This is a genomic window from Acidocella sp. C78 (assembly GCF_907164655.1).
In genome coordinates this window covers 1-24,433 of sequence record NZ_CAJQZK010000067.1, presented here as the reverse complement: position 1 = coordinate 24,433, position 24,433 = coordinate 1, and the positions used below count along the sequence as shown (strand labels likewise).

The window sequence follows — 24,433 nt, the reverse complement described above, 5'->3', positions numbered from 1 at the left end:
CTGATGCTCGCCCCCTTCACCCCCGGCGCCACCGCCTTCGGCCTTGCCCATGTGCTGGCGGGCGCGCTGGTGCTGGTCAGCCTGATGATGCTGTATCAGGACCGGCTGCCCGCACTCGTCAATGTGCTGGCGCTGCACGCGGCCCTGCTCGGTATCGCGGTCGGCTGGCAGGCCTGGTTGCAGCGCGCACCGGAACTCTACATCACCGCGGCGATCGCGATCGGGTTCAAGGCGGTGGCGATTCCGCTGGCGCTGCACCGGATCATCGAGCGGCTCGACATCCATCGCGAGGTCGAGACGGTGGGCGGGATCAGCCTGACGATGCTGGCCGGGATCGGCCTCGTCGCGCTGTCGCTGCTGGTGATGCTGCGCACCGCCGCCCAGGCCGACGCGCTGGCGCGGGAGGATCTCGCACTCGCGCTGTCGGTCATCCTGATCGGCATGCTGATGATGGTCACACGGCGCAACGCGGTGAGCCAGATCGCCGGGTTCATGATGCTGGAGAACGGGCTGATCCTCGCCGCCGCGGGTGCCGAGGGCATGCCGCTGGTGGTGGAGATCAGCGTCGCCTTCTCGATCCTGATCGCCTTCATCGTGATCGGCGTGTTCCTGTTCCGCATCCGCGAGCGGTTCGACACGGTGGACAGCGCGGCGCTGGACGCGTTCCGGGGAGAATTGCAATGACCGGGGCGGGCGCCGCCTTCGCCGCGGTGATTGGCACCCTCGCCATTCCGGGCGGCGCCATGCTGCTGCTCGCCTTCATACCCTCATGGCGGCTGGCCGCGCGGCTGAACGCGCTGGCGAGTTTCGCGACGGTTGCCGCCGCCGCCGTGCTGCTGTTCCGCCAGCCGGCGCCGGACGGGCTGTTCCTGGTCGATGGGCTGAACATCGCCTTCCTGCTGCTGAACGGTCTGGTCGGCTTCACCACCAGCCTGTTCAGCGCGAGCTATATCGGCCACGAGATCGACACCGGCCGCCTCGCGCCGCATCACCTGCGGCTCTATCACGCGATGTATCAGGCGATGATGCTTGGGATGAATCTCGCGCTGGTCAGCAACAATCTCGGGCTGATGTGGTTCGGCGTCGAACTCGCCACGCTGTCGACGGTGATGATGGTGGGGCTTTACCGCACGCCGGCGGCGATCGAGGCATCGTGGAAATATCTCATCCTCGGCAGTGTGGGCATCGCGCTCGCGCTGTTCGGCACGATCCTGGTCTATCTCGCGGCCCAGCCGGCGCTGGGCGGCGGAATGAAGGCGATGCAGTGGACCGGCCTGCTCCGCCATGCCGCCGCGCTCGACCCCGCGCTGCTCGATGTCGGCTTCGTGTTCCTGCTGATCGGCTATGGCACCAAATCCGGGCTGGTGCCGATGCACGCCTGGCTGCCCGACGCTCATGCCGAGGGACCGACGCCGATTTCGGCCGTGCTGTCCGGCCTGTTGCTGAACGTGGCGCTCTATGCGCTGCTGCGCTTCAAGATCCTGCTCGCCGCCAGCCATGCGAGCATCGCCGCCGGGAGACTGATGGAGGGGTTCGGCCTCGTCACGCTGTTCTTCGCCGCCATCATGCTCTACCGCAGGCGCGACATCAAACGCCTGTTCGCCTATTCCTCGATCGAGCACATGGGCATCATCACCTTCGCCTTCGGCATTGGCGGGCCGATCGGCAATCTCGCCGGGCTGTTGCAGATGGCGATGCACAGTCTGACCAAGTCGGCAATCTTCTTCGCGGTCGGGCATGTGGCGCAGGCCAAGGGGACGCAGAAAATCGCCGAGATCGGCGGACTGACGGCGAGCCACCCCTTTCTCGGCTGGACACTCGTGGCCGGCATCGCGGCGATTGCGGGCCTGCCGCCCTTCGGCATCTTCACCTCCGAATTCCTGCTGATCACCTCGACCTTCGCCCGCGCCCCGCTGCTCGCGGTGCTGCTCGGCCTCGGCATCCTGCTCGCCTTCGGCGCGCTGCTGCTGCGGATGACCGGGCTTTGCTTCGGCGCGCCGAGCCCGGGCGACGCACCGAGTTCCGCCGCCGCGACGCCGCTGCTGCTGCATCTCGCGCTCGTGCTCGCCGTCGGCATCGCGCTGCCGGGATTTCTGTATGACTGGTTCGCCCATGCCGCTGCCCTGCTCGGCTGACGCGCCGCTTATGGTCGATGCCGCCGGATGGCGCGCCGCCGGCGCTTCGCTCGCCGCGGGGGCGCGGGTGCTGGTCGCGGTCTGGGCGACAGGAGATGACGCGGGTTCGCGCGTTCATCTCGCGACACGGCGGCCGGATGGGAGCGATCTCGCGGTGATCGCGCTGCGCGCGGAGGACGGCACCTATCCCTCGATCGGACAATATCATCCGGGGGCGATCCTGATGGAGCGGGCCTTGCAGGATGCGAGCGGGCTGCGCGCCGAAGGACTGCCCGATCCTCGCCCTTGGCTCGACCATGAGCGGGATTTCGCGTTCCTGCCCGCCGAGGGCGAGGGGCTGCACCGGATTCCGGTGGGGCCGATCCATGCCGGGACGATCGAGCCGGGGCATTTCCGCTTCACGGTGAACGGCGAGACGATCGTGCGGCTGGAGGCGCGGCTGGGCTACACGCGCAAGGGCACGCTCGGGCTGATGCAGGGCAGCGCGCCCGATGCCGCGGTGCGGCTGGCCGGGCGGGTTTCCGGCGATTCGACCGTGGCCTATGCGTGGGCCTTTTCGCGGGCGGTGGAGGCGGCGCGCGAGGTTGCCGTGCCGCCACGAGCCTCCGCCCTGCGCGGGGTGATGGCGGAACTCGAACGTCTCGCCAATCATGCCGGCGATTTCGGGGCGATCTGCAACGATGCCGGATTCCCGCTGATCAACGCCCATGCCGGCGCGCTGCGCGAGACGATCCTGCGCCAGGCCGATGCCTGTTTCGGCCACCGGCTGATGATGGACCGCATTGTCCCCGGCGGCGTTGCCGCCGATCTGGCGCCCGTGGCCGCCGCGTCCCTGCGGGCCGAGCTGCCGGCGTGGCTCGGGCGGTTCGAGAGGCTGGTCGAACTCTATGGCAAGACCGCCTCGTTGCAGGACCGGGTGGTCGGCGCGGGGCGGCTCGCTCCCGATCTCGCCCGCCGCCTTGGCTGCGGCGGCTATGTCGGCCGCGCCGCGGGGCAGGATTTCGACGCCCGGCGCGATGCGCCCTACCCGCCCTATGACCGCCACGCGCCCGCCGTGCCGTCGCTCTCGGCCGGTGACGTCGATGCGCGGGCGCGGATCAGGATCGCCGAGATCCGCGCCAGCGCCGCGCTGATCGGCGACATGCTCGACGCGTTGCCGGAGGGCGGCATTCGTGCGGCGCTGCCGGAAAGCGGCGGCGAGGCATTCGGCTGCGCGCTGGCGGAAGGGTTCAGGGGCGATATCTTCGCCGCGGTGCGGCTGTGCGGCCCGGTGGTGGCGGATGCGTTCCTGCGCGATCCGTCGTGGTTTCTCTGGCCGGCGCTGGAAGCGGCGATCGAGGGCAACATCGTCGCCGACTTCCCGCTCTGCAACAAGAGCTTCAATGCCGCCTATTCGGGGTGCGACCTGTAATGCGCAGAACGCTTTTCGAGAGCCTCCATCGCGGCACCCTGACCGAGCCGGCTCCGCCGCACGACACCGAGACCGCCGCGCTGGTCGCGGAACTCGACCGCGCAGCGCTGCGGCGGCTTGGAAGGTCGCTGGCGATCCGCGCGGTGGATGCGGGATCGTGCAACGGGTGCGAGCTGGAAATCATCGCCCTCGGCAACGTGCTCTACGATCTGGAGCGGTTCGGGCTGAAACTGGTCGCCTCGCCGCGCCATGCGGATGTGCTGCTGGTCACCGGCCCGATGACGCGGAACATGAGCGCCGCGACGCGGCTGGCCTATGAGGCGATGCCGGCGCCGAAATTCGTCGTCGCCGTGGGCGATTGCGGGCGCGATGGCGGGGTGTTCGCGGCGAGCCCGGACTGCCTCGGGGGCACGGCGTCGGTCCTGCCGGTCACGCTCACGATTCCGGGCTGCCCGCCGCCGCCCGCTATGCTGCTGCGCGGGCTGATCGGCCTGCTGGGGTAGCGGTTCGGCAACCGCGCGGCAGTCGTTTCAGCCGTGGCCGCCGGTCTCGATCGAGAGCAGGTCCTGCATGTCGGTCGCGTGCTCGCTTTCCTCTTCGAGGATGTTGGCGAGCATCAGCGCGGTGACCTGGTCGTGCGGCTCGAAATGGTCGATCATCCGGCGATAGAGGCCGATCACCTCGCGCTCGGCGGCGAGGTTCTGTTCGACGAGGCCGGCGAGATCCGCCCTGGTGCCGAATTCGCCGAAGCGGGTCTCGAGCCCGTGCGGGGAGAAATCCGGCGTGCCGCCGAGTTCGCGGATGCGCTGGGCGATGGCGACCATGTGGCGGCGCTCGTCATTCGCCTGTTCCTGGAACTCGGCGCCGATGCGCGGCTGTTTCAGCCCGGCCAGCGAGACCGACATCATGGTGTAGCGCCAGACGCAGAGAATCTCGGCGGTCAGCGCGCTTTGCAGCAGGACAAGCGCGGGGTCGGCACCCGCCGCGTGTTCCTCGCGGAACGCGCCCTGCATCTGCGCCGATACGGCGCGCACGTCGTTGAGGAAGGCGTTCGGCGCTGCATGTTCGACCTGGTCCATCACGCTGTCCACTCCGCTGATCGCCGCCTCGCTGCGGCGGCCTCATGATGACAGAATGGGGACGCCGACTCAACGCGCGCGACGACCGCGCGCGAGTTCGGTGACGATGCCATGCAGCGTGCGCAATTCCTGTTCCGTCACCTCGCCGCGCTGGAAGAAATGGCGGATGTTGCGCACCATGCCGGGGCGCTTCTGCTCGTTGCGCAGGAACCCGGCCTCGTCGCATTCGGCGATCAGGTGGGTGAGGAAGTTTTCCAGCTCGCCCTTGGTCGCGACATGGGTCTTGTGGGTTTGCAACGTGCGGACCGGCGCGGCCTCGCCGGCGATCCACCATTCATAGGCCATCACCATCACCGCCTGCGCGAGGTTGAGGGACATGAAGCGCGGGTTGAGCGGGTAGCGGATCAGGCTGTCGGCGCAGGCGATGTCGTCATTGTCGAGGCCGGCGCGCTCGGGGCCGAACAGGATGCCGCATTTGAGGCCGCGGGCGCCGACCTCGCGCAGTTCTGCGGCGGCACCGCGGGCGGTGAGCAGCGGCTTGACGATGTGGCGCGGGCGCGGACAGGTGGCGAAGACGCGGTGCAGGTCGGCCACCGCATCGGCCACCGTGTCATGCACCGTCGCGGCTTCAAGGATGCGGTAGGCGCCGGAGGCGGTGCGCATCGCCCGGTCCTGCGGCCAGCCGTCGCGCGGGGCGACGAGGCGGAGATGGAACAGCCCGCCATTGCCCATCGCCCGCGCGACCGAGCCGATATTCTCGGCCAGCTGCGGGCGCACCAGGATGATGACGGGGGACGGGTCGATCGGCGCGAGATCGGCGCCTTCGTCGCGACCGGTCACGCGCGCCGCCAGGTGGTGCCGCCGGGACCGTCCTCGAGCAGGATGCCGGCGGCCGCGAGTTCGGCGCGGATTGCGTCGGCGCGGGCGAAATCCTTGTTCCTCCGCGCGGCGAGGCGTTCGGCGATCAGCGCGTCGATCCGCGCATCGTCGGCCACATCGCCGCGGAACCACTGGCCGGCCGTCTGGTTGAAAATGCCGATCAGCTCGCCGGCGGCGCGCAGGCTTGCGGCGCTGGCGGCATTGCCCTGCATCGCCGCGTCGGCCAGCGCATGAAGTTCGGCGATGGCGCCGGGCGTGTTCAGATCATCCGCCAGCGCCTCGATGAAGGCGGCGGGCGGTGTGGCGGCGGGCGCGGGGTCGGCGTGTTTTTCCAGTGCGCGGTAGAACCGGTCGAGCTCCCGCTTGGCCTCGGCCAGCGCGGCGGTGGAAAAGTCGAGCACGCCGCGATACTGCGTCTTGAGCAGCAGGAAGCGCACCGCCTCGCCTGGCGCCTCGCCCAGCACGTCCTGCACGGTGCGGAAATTGCCGAGGGATTTCGACATTTTCTGCCCGTTCACCTGCAACATGCCGGCATGCACCCAGACGCGGGCGAGTTCCGAGCCGGGAAAGGCGCAGCAGGACTGGGCGATCTCGTTCTCATGATGCGGGAAGATGAGGTCAGCACCGCCGCCATGGATGTCGATCGTCTCGCCGAGCGTGGCGTGGATCATCGCCGAGCATTCGATGTGCCAGCCCGGCCGGCCGCTTCCCCAGGGGCTGTCCCAGCCCGGCAGGTCGGGCGGCGAGGGTTTCCAGAGCACGAAATCGCCCGGATCGCGCTTGTATGTGGCGACATCCACCCGCGCGCCGGCCAGCAGCTCCTCGGGCGAGCGGCCGGAGAACTTGCCGTATTGCGCGTCTGTCGCGACGGCGAACAGGACATGGCCCTCGGCGGCATAGGCGTGGCCGCGGGCGATCAGGCGCTCGATCAGGGCGATGATATCGCCGATATGGCCGGTTGCGCGCGGCTCGATATCGGGTGGCGTGCAATACAACGCCGCCATGTCGTTATGAAACCAGCTTGTGGTCCGCGCGGTGATCTCGCCGATCGGCTCGCCGGTTTCGGCGGCGCGGGCGTTGATCTTGTCATCGATGTCGGTGATGTTCCGCACATAGGTGACGCGCGGAAACAGGTGGCGCAGCAGGCGGACCAGCGTGTCGAACACCACCACGGTGCGCGCATTGCCGAGATGCGCCCGGTCATAGACCGTGGGACCGCAGACATAGAGCTTCACATGCGCGGGATCGGCAGGGACGAAGGGCTCGCGCCGGCGTGTTTTCGTGTTGTGCAGCTTGATCTGGATCATGGCCGCGGATTTCCTCTCCGGGCAAGCGGAAGTCAACCGGCGCGTCGGCGGCAGCGATGAATCGGCCCGCTCGTTGACAGGACCTGAGAGGTCCTGTATCCATCGTGACCAGTAATTGAGAATAATTCTCATTCTCAATTTATCCCGGAGACCGCTCTTGTCGCAGACCGCCGTGTCACCGCGTTCCCGTCGTTCGCGCCTGCCCTTTCTCGCCGTGCTCGGCCCTGGCATCGTGGTCATGCTCGCGGATACCGAGGTGGGCAGCATCATCACGGCGTCGCAATCCGGCGTCGCCTGGGGGTATCGGCTGCTGCTGCTGCAGTTCATCCTGATCCCCATCCTGTATGTCGTGCAGGAGCTGACCGTCCGGCTCGGCATCTTCACCGGCAAGGGCCATGGCGAGCTGATCCGCGACACGTTCGGCAAGGGCTGGGCGTGGCTCTCGGCCGCGGGCCTCGCGGTCGCCACGATCGGGGCGCTGCTGTCGGAATTCTCGGGCGTGGCCGGCGTGGGCGAGCTTTATGGCATCCCCCGCGCGGCGACGCTGACGCTCTCGGTGGTGTTCCTGCTCGTGGTCGCGTTCACCGGCTCCTATCGTCGGGTCGAGCGGGTGGCGATCGGGCTCGGGCTGTTCGAGCTGGTGTTCTTTGTCATCGCTTTCGTCTCGCGGCCGGATGCGGGGCAGATCGCCGCCCAGACCTTCCAGCCGGCGCTCGGCGATCCGGGCTATCTCTACCTTGTCGCCGCCAATATCGGCGCCGTCATCATGCCGTGGATGATCTTCTACCAGCAATCGGCGGTGGCGGATAAGCGGCTGACGCCGGCGGATTTCAAATATGCGCGCTGGGATACCGCGATCGGCGCCATCGTCACCCAGCTCGTCATGGCGGCGGTGCTGATCTCGACCGCCGCGACGATCGGCCGGCACAACCCCAATGCGAGCCTGAACACGGTGGGCGATATCACCGCGGCACTCACCCCCTATCTCGGCGTGGCGATGGGCAAGCTCGTGTTCGGCGCCGGCGTGCTCGGCGCCGGGCTGGTGGCGGCCATCGTCGCCTCGCTGGCGCTGGCCTGGGGACTTGGCGAGGTGGCGGGCTATCGCCGCTCGCTGGAGGATCATCCGCTGCGCGCGAGGTGGTTCTATGGTGTGTATGCCGCCTGCCTGATCCTCGGCGCGGTGCTGGTCGGCGTGGTGCCGAATCTGGTTATCCTGAACATCGCCGTCGAGGTGATGAACGCGCTGCTGCTGCCGCTGGTGCTCGGCTTCCTGGTGATGCTCGGCCTCAAGGCGCTGCCGCCGCAGGTGCGGCTGCGGGGCTGGTATGCCGGGCTCGCGATCGCGATGTCGGTGCTGACGGCGGGGCTTGGCGTCTATGGCGGTCTGTCGGGGGCCGGTCTGTTCTGATCCTGCCCGCCCTTGCTTGACAGGGGCAGCTGCGGCTTCTCAAATCGTCGCCAGAATAACGGGAGGCGGCGATGACACTGGAGCCGGATCTGGCGGCACGATTGATGGACGCCGTGGATGCCGGCTTCGACGAGCAGATCGCCTTCACCCAGGCGCTGGTGCGCTTCCCCTCCATCCGCGGCGCCGAGGCGCCGATCCAGGATTTTGTTCATCGCGCGCTGCGGGACCGCGGCTATGCGATGGACCGCTTCACGATGGACCGCGACGCGCTGGCGCGGCATGCGGGCGCGGGCCGGATTTCGGCCGAACATTCCGATGCGCCGATCGTGATCGGCACCCATCGCCCGCGGCGCGATGCCGGCCGGTCGCTGATCCTGCAGGCGCATGTCGATGTCGTGCCGACGGGCCCGGCGGATATGTGGCGCCATCCGCCCTTCGAGCCGGTGATCGCGGAGGGGTGGATGCACGGGCGGGGTGCTGCCGACATGAAGGCCGGCCACGCCGCCAATATCTTCGCGCTCGACGCGCTGCGCCGCGCCGGGTTCCAGCCGGCGGGCACCGTGCATGTCGAATCGGTGGTCGAGGAGGAATCGACCGGCAATGGCGCGCTGATGACGCATCTACGCGGCTATCGCGCCGACGCCGCGCTGATTCCCGAACCGCAGGACGAGCGGCTGGTGCGCGCCAATGTCGGCGTGCTCTGGTTCGAGATCGAGGTGCGCGGCGCGCCGGCGCATGTGCGCGCCATGGCGGAGGGCGCGAACGCGATCGATGCCGCGTATCGCATCATCGCCGATCTGCGCGGGCTGGAGGCGGAGTGGAACGCGCGCAAGGGCGCGCATCCGCATTTCGCCGCCGAGCCGCACCCGATCAACCTCAATCTCGGCCGGATCGAGGGCGGGGACTGGGCCTCCTCGGTGCCGAGCCAATGCCGGCTTTCCTGCCGCATCTCGCTCTATCCCGGTACGCGAGCCTCCGATGCCGCGCGCGAGATCGAGGCGCGGATCGCTGCCTTCGCGGCGACCGACCCGATGCTTGCGAACAACAAGCCTCGCGTCAGCTTCAACGGCTTCTTCGCCGAGGGCTATGTGCTGGAACCGGGATCGGCGGCGGAGGCAGCGCTGGCCGACGCCCATTCGGCGGCGACCGGCGCGCCGCTCGGCACGATGACCACCGGCGCCTATCTCGATGCGCGGGTTCACGCGCTCTACGACCGGATTCCGGCGCTGTGCTACGGCCCGGTCTCGCGCGGCATTCACGGGATCGACGAGGCGGTCGACCTTGCCTCGGTGCGGCGGGTGACGAAGGCGATCGCGCTCTTCGTCGCCGCCTGGTGCGGATTGGAGCCGGGCTGAACCGGCGGAGACGACAGGAGCGACAATGACCGAACTTTGGCACCTCACCGCATCCGACCTCGCCGGGCGCATCCGCCGGCGGGAGGTTTCGGCACGCGAGGCGGCAGCCGCCGCGCTCGCCCGGCTGGACGAGGCGAACCCGGCGATCAACGCCGTGATCGACCATCGCCCGGAGCAGGCGCTGGCCGCCGCGGCACGGATCGACGAGGCACTCGCCCGCGGCGACGATCCGGGCCCGCTCGCCGGCGTTCCCATCACGGTGAAGGTGAATATCGACCAGAAGGGCTTCGCCACCACCAACGGCATCCGCCTGCAGAAAGACCTGGTCGCGCAGCGCAGCAGCCCGGTGGTCGACAATCTCGAACGCGCGGGGGCGGTCATCATCGGCCGCACCAATACCCCCGCCTTCTCGATGCGCTGGTTCACGACCAACCTGCTGCACGGCGATACGCGCAATCCGCATGACCCGGCGCTGACCCCCGGCGGCTCGTCCGGCGGGGCGGCGGCGGCGGTCGCGAGCGGGATCGGCGCTTTCGCCCACGGCACCGACATTGCCGGCTCGATCCGCTACCCTGCCTATGCCTGCGGCCTGCACGGATTGCGGCCCAGCATCGGCCGTGTTCCAGCGTTCAACGCCTCGGGGCCCGAGCGCGGCATCGGCGCGCAGATCACCGCCGTCTCCGGCCCGATCGGGCGCAGCATGGCGGATCTGCGGCTGGCCCTGGCGGCGATGGCGCAGCCGGATCCTGATCCGGACGGCCCGCGCGACCCGTGGTGGTGCCCCGCACCGCTCGATGGGCCGGATCTGCCGCGCCGGGCGGCACTCTGCCTGCGCCCCGGCGGCATGGCGGTGGCGCCGGAGGTCGAGGCGGCGCTGATCGCGGCCGGCCGGGCGCTTGAGAGTGCGGGCTGGACGGTCGAGACGATCGACGACCTGCCGCATATGCGCGAGGCGGTCGAGGTGCAGATCCAGCTCTGGCTTGGCGACGGGTTCGCCACGCTGGCCGCGACCGTGGCGCAGGAAGGCGATCCGGGCGCGATGACGGTGATCGACTCGTTCCGCGAGCAGGCACAATCCTGGCCGGGCGACGTGGTTGCCCAGGCGCTGAAGCGCCGCGCCACCATCGCCCGCGCCTGGCGCCAGCAGCTCGCCCGCTTCCCGGTGCTGATGATGCCCACATCCGGCGAACTGCCCTTCCGCGACGGGCTCGACCTTGCCGGGCCCGATGCGTTCCGCCGTGTGTGGGACGCGCAGGCGACGCAGATCGCGCTGCCCCTGGTCGGCCTGCCGGGGCTGAATGTCGCGACCGGGTTCGCCGGCCGCGCGCCGCTGGGCGTGCAACTCGTCGCAGCCCCCTTCCGCGAGGACGTGCTGCTCGCCGCCGGCGCCGCGATTGCGCGAGACGATGCGCCGATCATGCCGGTCGACCCGCGCGGCGCCGGCTGATCTTCCGCTGCGTTCCGGTTGGCGCCCGGTTGGCGCAAGCCAGCGTTACGCGGAGCGCCGGGGCTTATCCATATAGATCAATGCCGAGACGGGCGTGATACCGCGATATTGGCCTCGTAATCTGATGGATAAGGAGGCTCGATCATGAACAGGCTGAAACGGATTGCGGCACCGGCCGCGCTCGTCGCCCTGCCAGGCCTCGCCTTCGCGCAGGCCGGGACGGGACCGGGCGGATTCGGCTACAGGCCGGGCATGATGTGGTGGGATGATGGGTGGACGACGATGTTTCTCGGACCTTTTTTCATGATCCTCGTTCTCGCCGTGATCGTCATGGTGGCGGTGGCGGTGCTGCGTTCCGCCGGAATGTTCACCCACGGGCCGGCGCATCCGCCGCAGCGCACGGCGCTCGACATTCTCAAGGAGCGGTTCGCGCGCGGCGAGATCGACGCCGCCGAATTCGAGTCGCGGCGCCGGCTGCTGGGGGATTGAGCCCCCGGCGATGCCGGGGGCCAAAGCCGTTACAGCCAGAGCCGTTACAGGATGAAGCGGCCGAGATCGCCGCGCGCGGCGAGCGGGGCAACCTTCTCCTCGACGAGTGCTGCATCGACCGTCACCGTCTCGCCGGCGCGGTCGGTCGCGGCGAAGCTGATCTCCTCGAGCAGCCGCTCCAGCACCGTGGCGAGCCGGCGCGCGCCGATATTCTCGACCCGGTCGTTGATGTCGGCGGCGAGTGCTGCCACCGCCTCGATCGCATCGTCGGTGAAGTGCAGGTCGACAGTCTCGGTCTTGAGCAGGGCGACATACTGCTTCAGCAGCGAGTGTTCCGGCTCGGTCAGGATACGGCGGAAATCCTCGCGCGAGAGCGAGGCGAGCTCGACGCGGATCGGCAGCCGCCCCTGCAGTTCCGGCAGAAGGTCGGACGGCTTGGCGACGTGAAAGGCGCCGGAGGCGATGAAGAGGATATGATCGGTCTTCACCGGGCCGTATTTGGTCGAGACCGTCGTGCCCTCGATCAGCGGAAGCAGGTCGCGCTGCACGCCTTCGCGCGAGACATCGCCGCCGCGAAAGCCGCTCTCGGTGCGGGCGCAGATCTTGTCGATCTCGTCGAGAAAGACGATGCCGTGGGTCTCGGCATGCAGGCGGGCGTCGGCGTTGAGCTGTTCGTTGTCGAGCAGGCGGTCGGCCTCCTCGCGCTCCAGCGCGGCGCGGGCGGCCGAGACGGTCATGCGCTTGCGGCCGTGCTGGCGGCCGAACATCGACTTCATCATGTCGCCAAGATTGATGGCTCCGCCCGGCGGCATGCCCGGCATGTCCATCTGGCCGATCACGTTGGGCGGCGCCTCGCTCACGTCGACATCGATCTCCTTGTCCTCCAGCTCGCCATCGCGCAGCATGCGGCGGAAGCGGTTGCGCGTTTCCGACGAGGCGCCCTCGCCCACCAGCGCGGTGAGCAGGCGATCCTCGGCGGCAAGCTCGGCGCGGGCCTGCACGCCCTTGCGGCTCATCTCGCGCAGCATGGTGAGGGACACCTCGACAAGATCGCGCACGATGCTTTCGACATCGCGGCCGACATAGCCGACCTCGGTGAATTTCGTCGCCTCGACCTTGATGAAGGGCGCCTGCGCGAGCTTGGCCAGGCGGCGGGCGATCTCGGTCTTGCCGCAGCCGGTCGGGCCGATCATCAGGATGTTCTTCGGTACCACCTCCTCGCGCAGCCCCTCGGGGAGCTGCTGGCGGCGCCAGCGGTTGCGAAGGGCGATGGCGACGGCGCGCTTCGCGTCCTGCTGGCCGATGATGAACCGGTCGAGCTCGGAGACGATTTCGCGCGGCGTGTAGGTCGGGCTGTCGATCACAGGATTTCCACCGTTACGTGATGGTTGGTGTAGACGCAGATGTCGCCGGCGATCTTCATCGCTCGCCGGGCGATGTCCTCGGCGGTCATGCCGTCCACCGAGATCAGCGCGCGCGCCGCGGCGAGGGCGTAATTCCCGCCGGAGCCGATGGCGATGATGCCGTCCTCGGGTTCAAGCACGTCGCCATTGCCGGTGAGGGTAAAGGCGTGGGTGCGGTCGGCCACCGCCATCATCGCCTCGAGCCGGCGGAGATAACGGTCGGTCCGCCAGTCCTTGGCGAGTTCGACACAGGCGCGCTCAAGCTGGTTGGGGAAGCGCTCCAGCTTCGCCTCGAGCCGTTCGAGCAGGGTGAAGGCATCGGCCGTGGCACCGGCGAACCCGGCCACGACGTTGCCGTTGCCGATGCGCCGCACCTTGCGCGCATTGCCCTTCACCACGGTGTTGCCGAGCGAGACCTGGCCATCGCCGGCCATGGCCACCTGCCCGTCCCGCTGCACACAGAGAATGGTCGTGCCGTGCCAGCCGACCGGATCATTGGAGTTCATCATGCCCTCCAGATGGCACCGCGCGAAGGGGCGGGCAAGCCGCCCAAGGGGACAGGGCGATGCAAGCCTGAGTGCCTTTCATGCATGCAAGCGATGAAAAAACCGCTATATTCCCCGTCGCGGCTTCGGGGAGACCAGAGGATGGACCGCCGGTTCGGCAGCAGGGCCTATCAGTATTTCGAATTCATCGTCGTCCAGGCGGTGACGTTGCTGATGGCGATCGTGGTGACGGCGGCGCTCGCGCATCTCGTCGTGAACATCGCGCACGACATTCTCGCCACGACGTTCGACCCCACCAACGCGGCGGTGTTCCAGTCGGTGTTCGGGGGAATCTTCACCGTCGTCATCGCGCTGGAATTCAAACGCTCGATCCTGGTGACCAGCGAGCGCGACGAGGGGCCGGTGCGCGTGCGGGTGGTCATCCTGATCGGGATGCTCGCGATCGTTCGCAAGCTGATCATCATGGATCTGGCGCATGAGAACGCGCTGCAGCTCATGGCGCTTTCGGTCGCGTTCCTGTCGCTCGGCATCGTCTATTGGCTGGTGCGCGACCAGGACCGCCGGGAACAGCGGGATTGACCGGCCCCCGTGGCAGGCCCGGCTTGCCAGGTTTCCGGGCCCGGGCTTAGTGTTGGCTACCCAAATTTACCGATAAAAAACATTCAGGGAGACTCACATGCAGGACCGGATGCAGGACCGGACTGCGGCGACGATCGCCGCCCGCCTCGACCGCCTGCCGCCGTCGCGCGCGGTCTGGACCATCATCGTCCTGATCTCGCTGGGTGGCATTTTCGAGTTCTACGACCTGTTCTTCACCGGCTATGTCGCGCCGGGCATGGTGGGCGAAGGGCTGTTCAAGCCGGAATCGCTCGGCTTCCTGGCGGGGCTCAGCGTGCTGAAGGTCGCGGGCTTCGGCACTTTCGTGTTCGCCACCTTCGCCGGGCTCTGGGTTGGCGCGCTGCTGTTCGGACAGATCGCCGACAAGTTCGGACGCCGCGCGGTCTTCACCGGGGCGCTGCTGTGGTACATGGTCTGCACCGCGATCATGGCGTTTCAGACCAGCGGGCTCGCGCTCGATATCTGGCGGTTCATCGCCGGCATCGGCATCGGCGTCGAACTCGTGACCATCGATACCTTCATTTCGGAACTCATCCCCCGGGGCGAGCGCGGCAAGGCCTTCGCGGTGAACCAGTTCATCACGTTTCTCGTGGTGCCGCTGATCGCGTTCCTGGCCTATGCCATGAAGGGCAGCAAGCCGTTCGGGCTGGACTACTGGCGGGTGCTGATCCTGATCGGCTCGGTCGGCGCCGTCGTGGTGTTTGCCCTGCAACGGGGCATTCCGGAGAGCCCGCGCTGGCTGGCCCGCCACGGCCGGATGGCGGAGGCGGAGGCGATCGTCGCCGATATCGAGCGGCGGGTGGCCGCAGAAACCGGCCATCCCCTGCCGCCGCCGCAGCCCGCCGCGCCGGAAGAAGGCGGCGCGGGGTCGATCATGGAGATCTTCGGCGACGAGTATCTGCGGCGGACCATCATCCTGTCGGTCTTCAACATGGCGCAGGTGATCGGCTTCTACGGCTTCGCCGCCTGGGTGCCGACGCTGCTCATCCATCGCGGCATCACCGTGACGCACAGTCTCGAATACGCCTTCATCATCGCCATCGCCAATCCGTTCGGCCCACTGCTCGGCACGGTTTTCGCCGACCGGATCGAACGCAAGACGCAGATCATCGGCGCGCTCGTGATCATGGCGGTGGTGATCGGCCTGTTCGCGCAAAGCTCGGCGCCGCCGGTGCTGATCGCCCTCGGCGTGCTGTTCACCCTCGCGTCGAACGTGATGTCCTTCGCCTATCATGGCTACCAGCCTGAGTTGTATCCCACCCGGATTCGCGCCCGCGCGGTCGGGTTCGTGTATTCGTGGAGCCGGCTGGCGGCAGCCTTCGCCGGCCTCGCGATCGGCGTTCTGCTCGCCCGGTACGGCGTGCCGGGAGTGGCGGTGTTCATCGGGATCGCGATGCTGGTGGGCATCGCGATGATCGCGCTCGGCCCCTCGACCAGGGGGCTCGCGCTCGAACAGATCAACCACTGAGCGAAGTTTCGCCGGCCGGCTGATTGGCGGGCCGGCGAAATTGGGCTAGGCCAGCCCGCATGAGCCGAACTGCAAGCATCACGCGCACCACATCCGAAACCTCGATCGAGCTGATGCTCGACCTCGATGGCGCCGGCAACACCGACATCGCCACCGGAATCGGGTTCTTCGATCACATGCTGACCGCACTCGGCCGGCACGCCATGCTGGACCTGATCGTCCGCGCCGAGGGCGACCTGCATATCGATGCCCATCATACTGTCGAGGATGTCGGCATCGTGCTCGGCCAGGCGATCCGCGAGGCGCTGGGCGACAAGCGCGGCGTCACCCGCTTCGGCTTCGCCGCGACTCCGATGGACGAAGCGCTGTGCGAGGCCGCGATCGACCTTTCCGGCCGCGGCTTCCTGGTGTTCGACGTGCCGTTCGAGCGGCAGACGATCGGCGACATGGACACCCAGCTCGTGCAGGAATTCTTCCAGGCGCTGACCGCCAATGGCGGCTTCGCGCTGCACCTGACCCGCCGCGCCGGGCACAACGCGCATCACGTGGCCGAGGCCGCGTTCAAGGCCGCGGCGCGGGCGCTGCGGATGGCGGTCGAGCCCGATCCGCGTGCCGCCGGCGCGATTCCCTCGACCAAGGGGGTGCTGTGAGGATTGCGGTCATCGATTACGGCAGCGGCAATCTCGCCTCGGCGGCGCGCGGGCTCGAACTCGCCGCCTCCCGGCTCGGGCTCGATGCGACCGTCTCGATCACCGACGATGCCGGGATCGTCGGTGACGCCGACCGCATCGTGCTGCCCGGTCAGGGCGCCTTCGCCGATTGCGCGCACGGGCTCGCCGCCCGCCCCGGCCTTGCCGCCGCAATGCATCGCCGGGTCGAGGCCGGAGCGCCGTTCCTTGGTATCTGCGTCGGTATGCAGCTGATGGCCGAACGCGGGCTCGAACACGAAACCACGCCCGGCTTCGGCTGGATTCGCGGCGATATCGCGCCGATTCGCGCCGATGGCCTGCGCCTGCCGCATATGGGCTGGAACGAGCTGGCCTTCACCCCGGGCGCGCATCCGCTGCTCGAGGGGCTGACGCCGGGCGACCATGCCTATTTCGTGCATTCCTACGCCCTGCGCACGGACGACCGCAGCACGGTGATCGCCACCACCTCGTACGGTGAAGAGATCGTGGCAATGGTTGCAACCGGGAACCGGGCGGGTACACAATTCCACGTTGAGAAAAGCCAGGAGGTCGGCCTGACCATTCTGGGGAATTTCCTGCGCTGGATGCCATGATGACCTGTTCCGATCTTTGCGACCTGCCGCCACCATCGAGCATGCAGGTGGACCGCCTGACATCGCTCGCCGATGACGACATGCAGACGCTGTGCGAGGCGGCCGATGCGGCGATCATCGATGGCGGCGGGTTCGGCTGGCTGCGCCCGCCGGGGCGCGCGGCACTCGAACAGTATTTCCGCGGCGTCGTGATGGTGCCGGAGCGGGAGCTGTTCGTCGGCCGGATGGATGGCGTGATCTATGGCGCAGCCCAACTCGTCCGCCCGCCCCGCAACAACGAGGCGCAGGCTTTCGGCGCGACGCTCGCGCATAATTTCGTCGCCCCCTACGCACGCGGCCATGGCCTCGCCCGGCTGATCGTCCAGCGGGTAGAAGACCGCGCGCGCGCGCTCGGCTATCAGGTGCTCAACCTCGATGTCCGCGAGACCCAGACCGCCGCCATCGCGCTCTACGAGACGGTTGGCTTCATCCGCTGGGGCACCCATCCGGCCTATGCCCGCACCGATGGGCAGACGATCGGCGGTCATTTCTACTACAAGATGTTGCAGGCGTCCTGACATGGCTCTGACCCTCTACCCGGCGATCGACCTCAAGGATGGCGCCTGCGTGCGGCTGCGCCGCGGCGAGATGGACGAGGCGACGATCTATGCCGAGGACCCGGCCGCCCAGGCCCGCGCCTTCGAGGCCGCCGGATTTGCCGCGTTGCACGTTGTCGACCTGAACGGGGCCTTTGCCGGGCGGCCGGTGAATGGCGCGGCGGTGCGCGCGATCCTCGCCGCGGTGGCGATGCCGGTGCAGCTTGGCGGCGGCATCCGCGACATGGCGGGCATCGCCGCCTGGATCGAGCTTGGCATCTCGCGCGTCATTCTCGGCAGCGCCGCGGTGAAGAACCCTGGCCTAGTGCGCGAGGCGGCCGCCGCCTTTCCGGGGCGGATCGTCGTCGGCATCGACGCGCGGGACGGCATGGTCGCCACCGAGGGTTGGGCCGAGACATCGTCGCTACCGGCGACCGAGATGGCGATGCGGCTGCAGGATGCCGGCATCGCCGCGATCATCCATACCGATATCGCGCGCGACGGCATGCTGCAGGGCCTCAATCTCGATGCCACCGAAGCCCTCGCCGCCACCATCACCATCCCGGTGATCGCCTCGGGCGGTGTAGCCGGCATCGAGGATATCCGTAACCTGCGCGCCGCCGCCGGCCGCACGCCGAACCTTGCCGGCACGATCATCGGCCGCGCCCTCTACGATGGCCGGATCAATCCGCAGGCGGCGCTGGCGGAGGCCGCTTCATGCTGAAGCTGCGCGTCATTCCCTGCCTCGACGTGAAGGACGGGCGCGTGGTGAAGGGGGTGAACTTCGTCTCGCTGCGCGATGCCGGCGATCCGGTGGAGCAGGCCGTGGTCTATGACCGCGCGGGCGCCGACGAACTCACCTTTCTCGACATCACCGCGAGCCACGAGAACCGCGACACGATCATCGACGTGGTCGGCCGCACCGCAGCCAAAGTGTTCCTGCCGCTGACCGTCGGCGGCGGCATCCGCACGACGGATGACATGCGCCGCCTGCTGCTGGCTGGTGCGGACAAGTGCAGCATCAACTCCGCCGCCATATCCCGGCCTGACTTCATCAACGAGGCGGCGCGGAAATTCGGCAGCCAGTGCGTCGTCGTCGCGGTCGATGCGCGGCGCGGCGGCGATGGCTGGGAAGTATTCACCCATGGCGGGCGGCGCGGCACCGGGATCGACGCGGTCGGCTGGTGCGCCGAGATGGCGGCGCGCGGCGCCGGCGAGATCCTGCTTACCTCGATGGACCGCGACGGCACCGGCCTCGGCTTCGATCTCGACCTGCTGCGCGCCGTGACCACGCGGGTGAACATCCCCGTGATCGCCTCGGGCGGCGTCGGCACGCTCGCGCATTTCGTCGAGGGTGCCGCGGCGGGCGCGACCGGCCTGCTTGCTGCCAGTGTGTTCCATTTTGGCCAGTTCACCATCGCCGAGGTGAAGGCCGCTCTTGCCGCCGCCGGCCTGCCGGTTCGCCCGGTCGGCCCGCGCTAGAGGTTCCCCATGCCCAAGAAACCCGTGAAATCCACCCTGCCGGATACCAAGGCGAAGAAGGCGGGCAGCAAGACCGCCGCCAAACCGAAAGCCAAGCCCAAGGCTCGCGCGGCGGCGACCCATCCGCCGGTTCCGCCACTGAACCCGGCAGCCCCCAACGCCCAGGTTCTCGACCGGCTGTGGTCGACCATCCTTGCCCGCAAGTCGGCCGATCCGCTGGTCAGCCATTCGGCGCGGCTGCTGTCGCGCGGGATCAACAAGGTGGCGCAGAAATTCGGCGAGGAAGCGGTCGAGTGCCTGATCGAGGCCATCTCCGGCAATCGTGAGGCGCTGATCGCCGAGAGCGCGGACGTGCTGTATCACCTGCTGGTGATGTGGGTGGCGGCCGGGCTGCGGCCGGAGGATGTATGGCTGGAACTCCAGCGCCGGGAAGGGATATCCGGGATCGCCGAAAAAGCGTCCCGCCCGATGCTGCTGTCGATCGCGGAAACGAGGAAAATTCCATGAAACCAGGTGTGAGCGGCAAGCCGCCCTATGACGAGCAGAACGTCTTCGCCAAAATCCTGCGCGGCGAAATCCCCTGCCGGAAAGTGTTCGAAACCGAATTCGCCCTCGCCTTTCACGACATCAACCCGCAGGCGCCGCAGCATGTGCTGGTGATCCCGAAGGGGAAATACGTCTCCTTCGCCGATTTCTCGGCCACCGCCAGCGACGCCGAGATCGCCGGTTTCGTGCGCGCGGTGGGCGAGGTGGCGCGGCAGATCGGCGCGGAAGAGACCGGCTATCGGCTGCTCGCAAATATGGGGCCGGACAGCCACCAGGAAGTGCCGCATCTGCACGTTCATGTCTTTGCCGGCCATCCGCTGGGGCCGATGCTCGTCCGCTGAGCCGATGCTGATCGCGGCGGACCGCCTGTTCCGCGACGGGGCGATCACCGGCCCCGGCGCGGTCGTTGTCGAGGGCGGGCGGATCGCCGCGGTGCTTGACTACGATCCCGCGAACCCGGATTTGCGGCTTGAGGGCGGCGTCCTCGCCCCCGGCCTGATCGATCTGCACAATAACGGCGCCTTCGGCGTCGATTGCGCCGAGGCGGACACCGAGGGATTCCGCCATCTCTGCCGGAACCTCGCCGCGCGGGGCGTCACCAGCTTCGCGCCCACGGTCATCACCGCGCCTTTCGCCGCCCTGCACGGCGCGGCGCGGCGCCTGCGCGCGGCGATGCCGGCGATGGCGGGCGAACCGGCCGCGCGTATGCTTGGCCTGCATCTCGAAGGCCCGTTCCTCGCACCGAACCGGCGCGGCGCCCACCGCGCGGACTGGCTGCGGGAGCCGACCGGCGCGGCGCTGGACGAGCTTCTGGCCGACCCCGATCTTGCCGCCACGCTGAAGCTCGTCACCCTCGCGCCGGAGCGGCCGGGCGGGCTTGCGGCGGTGCGGCGGCTGACGGGCGCGGGGGTGGCGGTGGCACTGGGCCACAGCGATGCCGATGCGGCAGCCGCGCAAGCCGCGATCGAGGCCGGCGCCCGCCTGGTGACGCATGTGTTCACTGCGATGCGGCCGTTTCATCATCGCGATCCGGGGCTGATCGGCGTCGCCCTCGCCGATGCGCGGGTGCATGCGTGTTTCATCGCCGACGGCGTGCATGCGGATGCGCTGGCGTTGCGCTTCGGCTTCGCCGCCGCCGGGGCGCGGGCGGTGGCGGTGACCGACTCGGTCAGCCTCGCCGGCCTGCCCGAGGGCTGCATGGCACGCTTCGGCGGCGATTCCGCGCAGGCGCGGGACGGCGCCGCGCGGCGACCGGACGGGTCGCTCACCGGTGCGACGATCACGCTCGATGAAGGGCTGCGCCGCCTGATCGGTGCCGGCATCGCACCCGCTGCCGCGCTGTCTGCGGCGACCGAAGCCCCCGCCGCAGCCCTCGGCCTGGCAGATCGGGGGCGGCTCGCCGCCGGGTGCCTGGCCGATCTCATCTGGTTCGACGATGGATTCGAGATCCGCAATGCCTGGATCGGCGGCGCGGCGCTGCATCCCCTGCCCGCCCCGGCGCGCCAGGCCCCCGCCATGCCGGCGACGGAGACGATCCGCCGCGATCTCGACGAACTCGACCGGGCGGCCACCGGCACGATCATGGGCGCGTTGCTGGATCAGGAACAGGGAGCGGCGGCGGCGGTGAAGCGAGCCATTCCGTCGCTCGCCCGGCTGGCGGAGGAGGTGGCGGCGCGGCTCGAAGCCGGCGGGCGGCTGTTCTATGCCGGTGCTGGAACCTCCGGCCGCCTCGCGGTGCTCGATGCGGTGGAATGCGGCCCGACCTTCTCGCTGCCGGACGGGGTGATCATTCCCCTGATCGCCGGTGGCCGCGCGGCGGTGACCGGCGCGGTCGAGGGCGCCGAAGACGATGAGCATGCCGCTGCCGCCCTGCTCGATGAGCACAAGGCGGGCCCGGCGGATGGTCTCGTCGGCATCGCCGCCTCCGGGCGCACGCCGTTCACCCTCGGCGCGCTGCGCGCCGCCGCCGCGCGCGGCCTGCTGACCGGGGCGATCGTCAATGCCGATGGCCCGCTCGCCACCGCCGCCGACATCGCGGTGGTGATCGCGACGGGTGCTGAGGTGCTCGCCGGCTCGACCCGGCTTTCGGCCGGCACCAGCCAGAAACTGGCGCTCAACGCGCTCTCCACCACGGTGATGATGCGCCTCGGCAAGACGTTCGGCCCCTATATGGTCGATCTCCGCGCCACCAATGCGAAGCTGCGCGCCCGCGCCATCCGCATCGTCCGCGCGATTGCCGGCGCGTCCGAGGCCGATGCCAAAGATGCCCTTGAAACAAGCGGTTACGAAGTAAAAACGGCGATCGTCATGCTGGTGTTGCGAATCGGCACGACCGAGGCGCGCCTGCGGCTTGGCGCGGCGGGCGGGCGATTGCGCGCCGCCCTGGAAAGGGCATAGTCCCTCCCGCACCGGCCAGCTCCCGGCCGGAAAATGGAGGAACTCATGAGCCAGACGGCAGAGCAAGGCTTCGAAAGCGTCTTCACGCTCGAAGCCACCCAGTTGAAATACGGAATCGGCGCGGCTGACGAGCTCGGCTGGGAGGCGAAGCGCCTTGGCCTTCGCCATGTCATCCTGGTTGCCGACCCGATGCTGCACCAGTTCGGCTTGATCGAGCAGATCGAGGGAATCCTCGCCGCATCCGGCATCACCTTCGACCGGTTCGAGGATATCCATGTCGAGCCGACGATTGACAGTTTCGCCCGCGGCGCGGCCTTCGCGGAGGCGCATCCCTGCGACGGGTTCATCGCCTTGGGCGGCGGCTCGACGATCGATACCGCGAAAGTCGCCAACCTGATCAGCACCCATGGCGGGGCGGTGATCGACTATGTCAACCCGCCGATCGGCGGCGGCAAGAAGCCGCCCGGACCGCTGCGGCCGCTGATCGCGCTACCCACCACATCCGGCTCGGGATCGGAGGCGACCACCGTCGCCGTGCTCGATATCCCCGAACTGAAGGTCAAGAGCGGCATCTCGCATCGCTACATGCGGCCGACCCTCGCCATGGTCGATCCCGCCCTCGCCCGCACCACGCCGGCGGGCGTGACGGCCTCTGCCGGGCTCGACGTGATCTGCCACGCAGTCGAGAGCTATATCTCGAAACCGTTCAACCAGCGGCCGAAACCGGCCTCGCCGGACGATCGGCCGCCCTATCAGGGCTCGAACCCGGTGGCCGATATCTGGTCGCTCCAGGCGATCGAGTTCGGCGGGAAATATCTCGCCCGCGCCGTGGCCGATGGCGAGGATTACGAGGCGCGCGGGACGATGATGCTCGGCGCGACGATGGCCGGCATCGGCTTCGGCACCGCCGGCGTGCACATTCCCCATGCCTGCGCCTATCCGATCGCCGGGCTGAAGCACGTCTATCACGCGCCCGGCTATTCGCGGAACCACGCCTTCGTGCCGCACGGGTTTTCGGTGATCGTCACGTCGCCGGCGGCATTCCGCTACACCTATGACGCGGCACCCGAGAAACATATCCGCGCCGCCAGCCTGCTGCGCGGCCACGATATCGAGACCCCCGGCCCGGACTCGCTGCCGGCGGCACTGATCGACCTGATGAAGGCCGTCGGCGCCCCGTCGGGCATCGCCGAACTCGGCTACACCGAGGCGGATATTCCCGCGATCATCGACGGCGCGCTGAAACAGCAGCGCCTGCTCGCCGGATCGCCCAAGCCGGTGGATGCCGGCATTCTGGAGACCATACTCCGCCAGTCGATGCGCAATTGGTAAAACCTCAATAACACAAGGGTAAGGAAAATGTCAGACATCAGGCTCTACATGTTCAGCTGCGGCACGCTCAAGACCGTGACCGCCTCGATCAAGATGAACCAGGGCAACGATCCCTACGAAATCCCGGTGCCGTGGTTCCTCATCACGCATCCGAAAGGCAATATCGTGATCGATGGCGGCAATGCCGCCGAGGTCGCCGAGGACATGCGGGCGCATTGGGGCGCGGTCTGCGATGTCTACCTCCCGGTGATGACGCGCGAGGAAGCCTGCCTGCCGCAGTTGCAGAAGCTCGGCATCGATCCGGCCAGCGTGCGCTACGTGCTGCAATCGCATCTGCATCTCGACCATACCGGGGCGATCGGCCGGTTTCCGAACGCGACCCATCTCGTGCAGCGGGCGGAATACGAATATGCCTACACGCCGGACTGGTTCGCCGCCGGCGGCTATATCCGCAAGGATTTCGACAGGCCGGGCCTGAAATGGCAGTTCCTCAACGGCGCCGCCGATGATTTCTACGATCTCTACGGCGATGGAGTGATCCGCACCGTCTTCACCCCGGCCACGCGCCCGGGCATCAATCGTTCCTCGTCACGCTGCCGAAGGCGGGCCCGATGCTGCTGACGGTGGATGCCGCCTATACGACCGATCACTGGGATGAGAAGGCGCTGCCGGGCTTCCTTGCCAGCACGGTGGATACCGTGCGCTCGGTGCAGAAGCTGCGCACGCTCGCCGAGAAGACCGGTGCGACGGTGGTGACTGGCCATGATCCGATCGCCTGGCCGAGCTTCAAACACGCGCCTGGCTATTACGACTGAGCCTCGCCCTTCGCGGCAAAGACGAACCCGCCCGGAGACGATCCGGGCGGGTTTTTTGTCGGTCGGAGATGACGCGCGATCAGAACTGCACGCCGCGGGTCAGCGCGCCGTCGACCACGAGATTGGTGCGGTGACGAAGCTTGCCGCCGGGCTGGCGAGGAACACCACGCCGCGCGCCACCTCGTCAGGCCGGCCCATCCGCCCGGTCGGGTTGAGGGCGAGCGCTTCCTTGTACAGCGCCGGATTGCCGTGCTCGATCTTTTCCCACACCCCGCCGGGGAAATAGGTATTGCCCGGCGAGAGCGCGTTGACGCGGATGCCCTTGCCGGCGAGCTGGAACGACAGACCCTTGGCGTAATGGATCAGCGCCGCCTTGAACACGCCATAAGGGCCGGCGGCGAAATCCACCTCGCGGCCCGAGACCGAGGAGATCACCACGATCGAGGCGGCATCGGATTTTTCGAGGAACGGCATCGCCGCGTTCACCGCGGTCACCGTG

The 24,433-nt window shown here is 68.4% G+C and carries 27 protein-coding genes; 21 read left to right on the top strand and 6 right to left on the bottom strand.

Annotation, left to right across the window (positions count from 1 at the left end):
- Positions 1-3: 3 nt before the first annotated feature.
- From ACIDOCELLA78_RS86695 to ACIDOCELLA78_RS86680, 4 genes are read left to right on the top strand one after another with little or no spacing between them, the layout of a single operon-like run.
- The gene (locus tag ACIDOCELLA78_RS86695; RefSeq protein ID WP_201728381.1) at positions 4-684 is read left to right on the top strand and encodes a hydrogenase-4 component E; all 681 of its coding nucleotides are present in this window, start codon (positions 4-6) and stop codon (positions 682-684) included.
- Positions 681-2,135, top strand: a complete 1,455-nt coding sequence (locus ACIDOCELLA78_RS86690; RefSeq protein WP_201728325.1) for a hydrogenase 4 subunit F — start codon at positions 681-683, stop codon at positions 2,133-2,135. Before ACIDOCELLA78_RS86695 ends, ACIDOCELLA78_RS86690 begins: the two co-directional genes overlap by 4 nt.
- Positions 2,098-3,546, top strand: a complete 1,449-nt coding sequence (locus ACIDOCELLA78_RS86685; protein WP_201728324.1) for an NADH-quinone oxidoreductase subunit C — start codon at positions 2,098-2,100, stop codon at positions 3,544-3,546. Before ACIDOCELLA78_RS86690 ends, ACIDOCELLA78_RS86685 begins: the two co-directional genes overlap by 38 nt.
- Positions 3,546-4,049, top strand: coding sequence for an NADH-quinone oxidoreductase subunit B family protein (locus ACIDOCELLA78_RS86680; RefSeq protein WP_201728323.1), 504 nt, complete (start codon positions 3,546-3,548; stop codon positions 4,047-4,049). The genes ACIDOCELLA78_RS86685 and ACIDOCELLA78_RS86680 overlap by 1 nt, the downstream gene beginning before the upstream one ends.
- Before the next feature lie 27 nt (positions 4,050-4,076).
- On the opposite strand, the gene ACIDOCELLA78_RS86675 is transcribed toward ACIDOCELLA78_RS86680, so the two are convergent.
- From ACIDOCELLA78_RS86675 to cysS, 3 genes are all read right to left on the bottom strand, one after another.
- A complete protein-coding gene (locus tag ACIDOCELLA78_RS86675; protein WP_249675557.1) occupies positions 4,077-4,625 on the bottom strand; it encodes a bacterioferritin in 549 nt (182 codons plus the stop codon).
- A 69-nt stretch (positions 4,626-4,694) separates the two neighbouring features.
- Positions 4,695-5,465 carry an RNA methyltransferase gene (locus ACIDOCELLA78_RS86670; RefSeq protein ID WP_201728321.1) on the bottom strand — a complete coding sequence of 257 codons (771 nt, stop codon included), beginning with the start codon at positions 5,463-5,465 and terminating at the stop codon, positions 4,695-4,697.
- Entirely contained in the window at positions 5,462-6,811 is a 1,350-nt protein-coding gene (gene cysS, locus ACIDOCELLA78_RS86665) for a cysteine--tRNA ligase (RefSeq protein WP_201728320.1), read from the bottom strand. Before cysS ends, ACIDOCELLA78_RS86670 begins: the two co-directional genes overlap by 4 nt.
- A gap of 157 nt (positions 6,812-6,968) precedes the next feature.
- Here cysS and ACIDOCELLA78_RS86660 point away from each other — a divergent pair, with 157 nt between their 5' ends.
- From ACIDOCELLA78_RS86660 to ACIDOCELLA78_RS86645, 4 genes are all read left to right on the top strand, one after another.
- Positions 6,969-8,219 (top strand): NRAMP family divalent metal transporter, encoded by a 1,251-nt coding sequence (locus ACIDOCELLA78_RS86660; RefSeq protein WP_201728319.1) that lies wholly within the window; start codon positions 6,969-6,971, stop codon positions 8,217-8,219.
- A 71-nt stretch (positions 8,220-8,290) separates the two neighbouring features.
- A complete protein-coding gene (locus tag ACIDOCELLA78_RS86655; RefSeq protein ID WP_201728318.1) occupies positions 8,291-9,574 on the top strand; it encodes an ArgE/DapE family deacylase in 1,284 nt (427 codons plus the stop codon).
- 25 nt (positions 9,575-9,599) lie between these two features.
- Complete coding sequence (locus tag ACIDOCELLA78_RS86650) at positions 9,600-11,021, top strand: amidase family protein (protein ID WP_201728317.1); 1,422 nt, start codon at positions 9,600-9,602, stop codon at positions 11,019-11,021.
- 144 nt (positions 11,022-11,165) lie between these two features.
- Positions 11,166-11,510 carry an SHOCT domain-containing protein gene (locus tag ACIDOCELLA78_RS86645; RefSeq protein WP_201728316.1) on the top strand — a complete coding sequence of 115 codons (345 nt, stop codon included), beginning with the start codon at positions 11,166-11,168 and terminating at the stop codon, positions 11,508-11,510.
- 44 nt (positions 11,511-11,554) lie between these two features.
- Here the strand turns inward: ACIDOCELLA78_RS86645 and hslU are convergent, their stop codons facing one another.
- Both hslU and hslV read right to left on the bottom strand, forming a co-directional pair.
- Positions 11,555-12,874 (bottom strand): ATP-dependent protease ATPase subunit HslU, encoded by a 1,320-nt coding sequence (gene hslU, locus ACIDOCELLA78_RS86640; RefSeq protein ID WP_374223241.1) that lies wholly within the window; start codon positions 12,872-12,874, stop codon positions 11,555-11,557.
- The gene (hslV, locus tag ACIDOCELLA78_RS86635) at positions 12,871-13,422 is read right to left on the bottom strand and encodes an ATP-dependent protease subunit HslV (protein ID WP_201728315.1); all 552 of its coding nucleotides are present in this window, start codon (positions 13,420-13,422) and stop codon (positions 12,871-12,873) included. The genes hslU and hslV overlap by 4 nt, the downstream gene beginning before the upstream one ends.
- Positions 13,423-13,560: 138 nt before the next feature.
- Between hslV and ACIDOCELLA78_RS86630 the strand changes: the two genes are divergently transcribed.
- The 13 genes from ACIDOCELLA78_RS86630 to ACIDOCELLA78_RS86570 all read left to right on the top strand — a co-directional run bounded on the left by ACIDOCELLA78_RS86630 (position 13,561) and on the right by ACIDOCELLA78_RS86570 (position 23,934).
- On the top strand, positions 13,561-13,998 hold the full coding sequence (locus tag ACIDOCELLA78_RS86630; RefSeq protein WP_201728314.1) for a phosphate-starvation-inducible PsiE family protein: 438 nt from the start codon (positions 13,561-13,563) through the stop codon (positions 13,996-13,998).
- 97 nt (positions 13,999-14,095) lie between these two features.
- Positions 14,096-15,505: an MFS transporter gene (locus tag ACIDOCELLA78_RS86625; RefSeq protein WP_249675554.1), complete on the top strand. Its 1,410-nt coding sequence runs from the start codon at positions 14,096-14,098 to the stop codon at positions 15,503-15,505.
- A gap of 59 nt (positions 15,506-15,564) precedes the next feature.
- Positions 15,565-16,155, top strand: coding sequence for an imidazoleglycerol-phosphate dehydratase HisB (gene hisB, locus ACIDOCELLA78_RS86620; RefSeq protein WP_201728313.1), 591 nt, complete (start codon positions 15,565-15,567; stop codon positions 16,153-16,155).
- Positions 16,152-16,787, top strand: coding sequence for an imidazole glycerol phosphate synthase subunit HisH (hisH, locus tag ACIDOCELLA78_RS86615; protein WP_201728312.1), 636 nt, complete (start codon positions 16,152-16,154; stop codon positions 16,785-16,787). Before hisB ends, hisH begins: the two co-directional genes overlap by 4 nt.
- Positions 16,784-17,344 carry a GNAT family N-acetyltransferase gene (locus tag ACIDOCELLA78_RS86610; protein ID WP_201728311.1) on the top strand — a complete coding sequence of 187 codons (561 nt, stop codon included), beginning with the start codon at positions 16,784-16,786 and terminating at the stop codon, positions 17,342-17,344. The genes hisH and ACIDOCELLA78_RS86610 overlap by 4 nt, the downstream gene beginning before the upstream one ends.
- 1 nt (position 17,345) lies before the next feature.
- Positions 17,346-18,086 (top strand): 1-(5-phosphoribosyl)-5-[(5-phosphoribosylamino)methylideneamino]imidazole-4-carboxamide isomerase, encoded by a 741-nt coding sequence (hisA, locus tag ACIDOCELLA78_RS86605; RefSeq protein ID WP_201728310.1) that lies wholly within the window; start codon positions 17,346-17,348, stop codon positions 18,084-18,086.
- Positions 18,080-18,844 (top strand): imidazole glycerol phosphate synthase subunit HisF, encoded by a 765-nt coding sequence (hisF, locus tag ACIDOCELLA78_RS86600; protein WP_201728309.1) that lies wholly within the window; start codon positions 18,080-18,082, stop codon positions 18,842-18,844. The genes hisA and hisF overlap by 7 nt, the downstream gene beginning before the upstream one ends.
- A 9-nt stretch (positions 18,845-18,853) precedes the next feature.
- Entirely contained in the window at positions 18,854-19,351 is a 498-nt protein-coding gene (locus tag ACIDOCELLA78_RS86595; protein WP_201728308.1) for a phosphoribosyl-ATP diphosphatase, read from the top strand.
- The gene (locus ACIDOCELLA78_RS86590; protein ID WP_201728307.1) at positions 19,348-19,731 is read left to right on the top strand and encodes a histidine triad nucleotide-binding protein; all 384 of its coding nucleotides are present in this window, start codon (positions 19,348-19,350) and stop codon (positions 19,729-19,731) included. The genes ACIDOCELLA78_RS86595 and ACIDOCELLA78_RS86590 overlap by 4 nt, the downstream gene beginning before the upstream one ends.
- Before the next feature lie 4 nt (positions 19,732-19,735).
- Complete coding sequence (gene nagA / locus ACIDOCELLA78_RS86585; protein ID WP_201728306.1) at positions 19,736-21,787, top strand: N-acetylglucosamine-6-phosphate deacetylase; 2,052 nt, start codon at positions 19,736-19,738, stop codon at positions 21,785-21,787.
- A 45-nt stretch (positions 21,788-21,832) separates the two neighbouring features.
- Positions 21,833-23,119, top strand: coding sequence for a hydroxyacid-oxoacid transhydrogenase (locus ACIDOCELLA78_RS86580; protein WP_249675551.1), 1,287 nt, complete (start codon positions 21,833-21,835; stop codon positions 23,117-23,119).
- Between the two features lie 27 nt (positions 23,120-23,146).
- A complete protein-coding gene (locus ACIDOCELLA78_RS86575; RefSeq protein WP_249675534.1) occupies positions 23,147-23,740 on the top strand; it encodes an N-acyl homoserine lactonase family protein in 594 nt (197 codons plus the stop codon).
- A complete protein-coding gene (locus ACIDOCELLA78_RS86570) occupies positions 23,731-23,934 on the top strand; it encodes a hypothetical protein (RefSeq protein ID WP_249675530.1) in 204 nt (67 codons plus the stop codon). The genes ACIDOCELLA78_RS86575 and ACIDOCELLA78_RS86570 overlap by 10 nt, the downstream gene beginning before the upstream one ends.
- A 99-nt stretch (positions 23,935-24,033) precedes the next feature.
- On the opposite strand, the gene ACIDOCELLA78_RS86565 is transcribed toward ACIDOCELLA78_RS86570, so the two are convergent.
- Positions 24,034-24,433 (bottom strand): SDR family NAD(P)-dependent oxidoreductase (locus tag ACIDOCELLA78_RS86565; protein ID WP_249675526.1); only part of this gene is annotated, 400 nt, incomplete at its 5' end.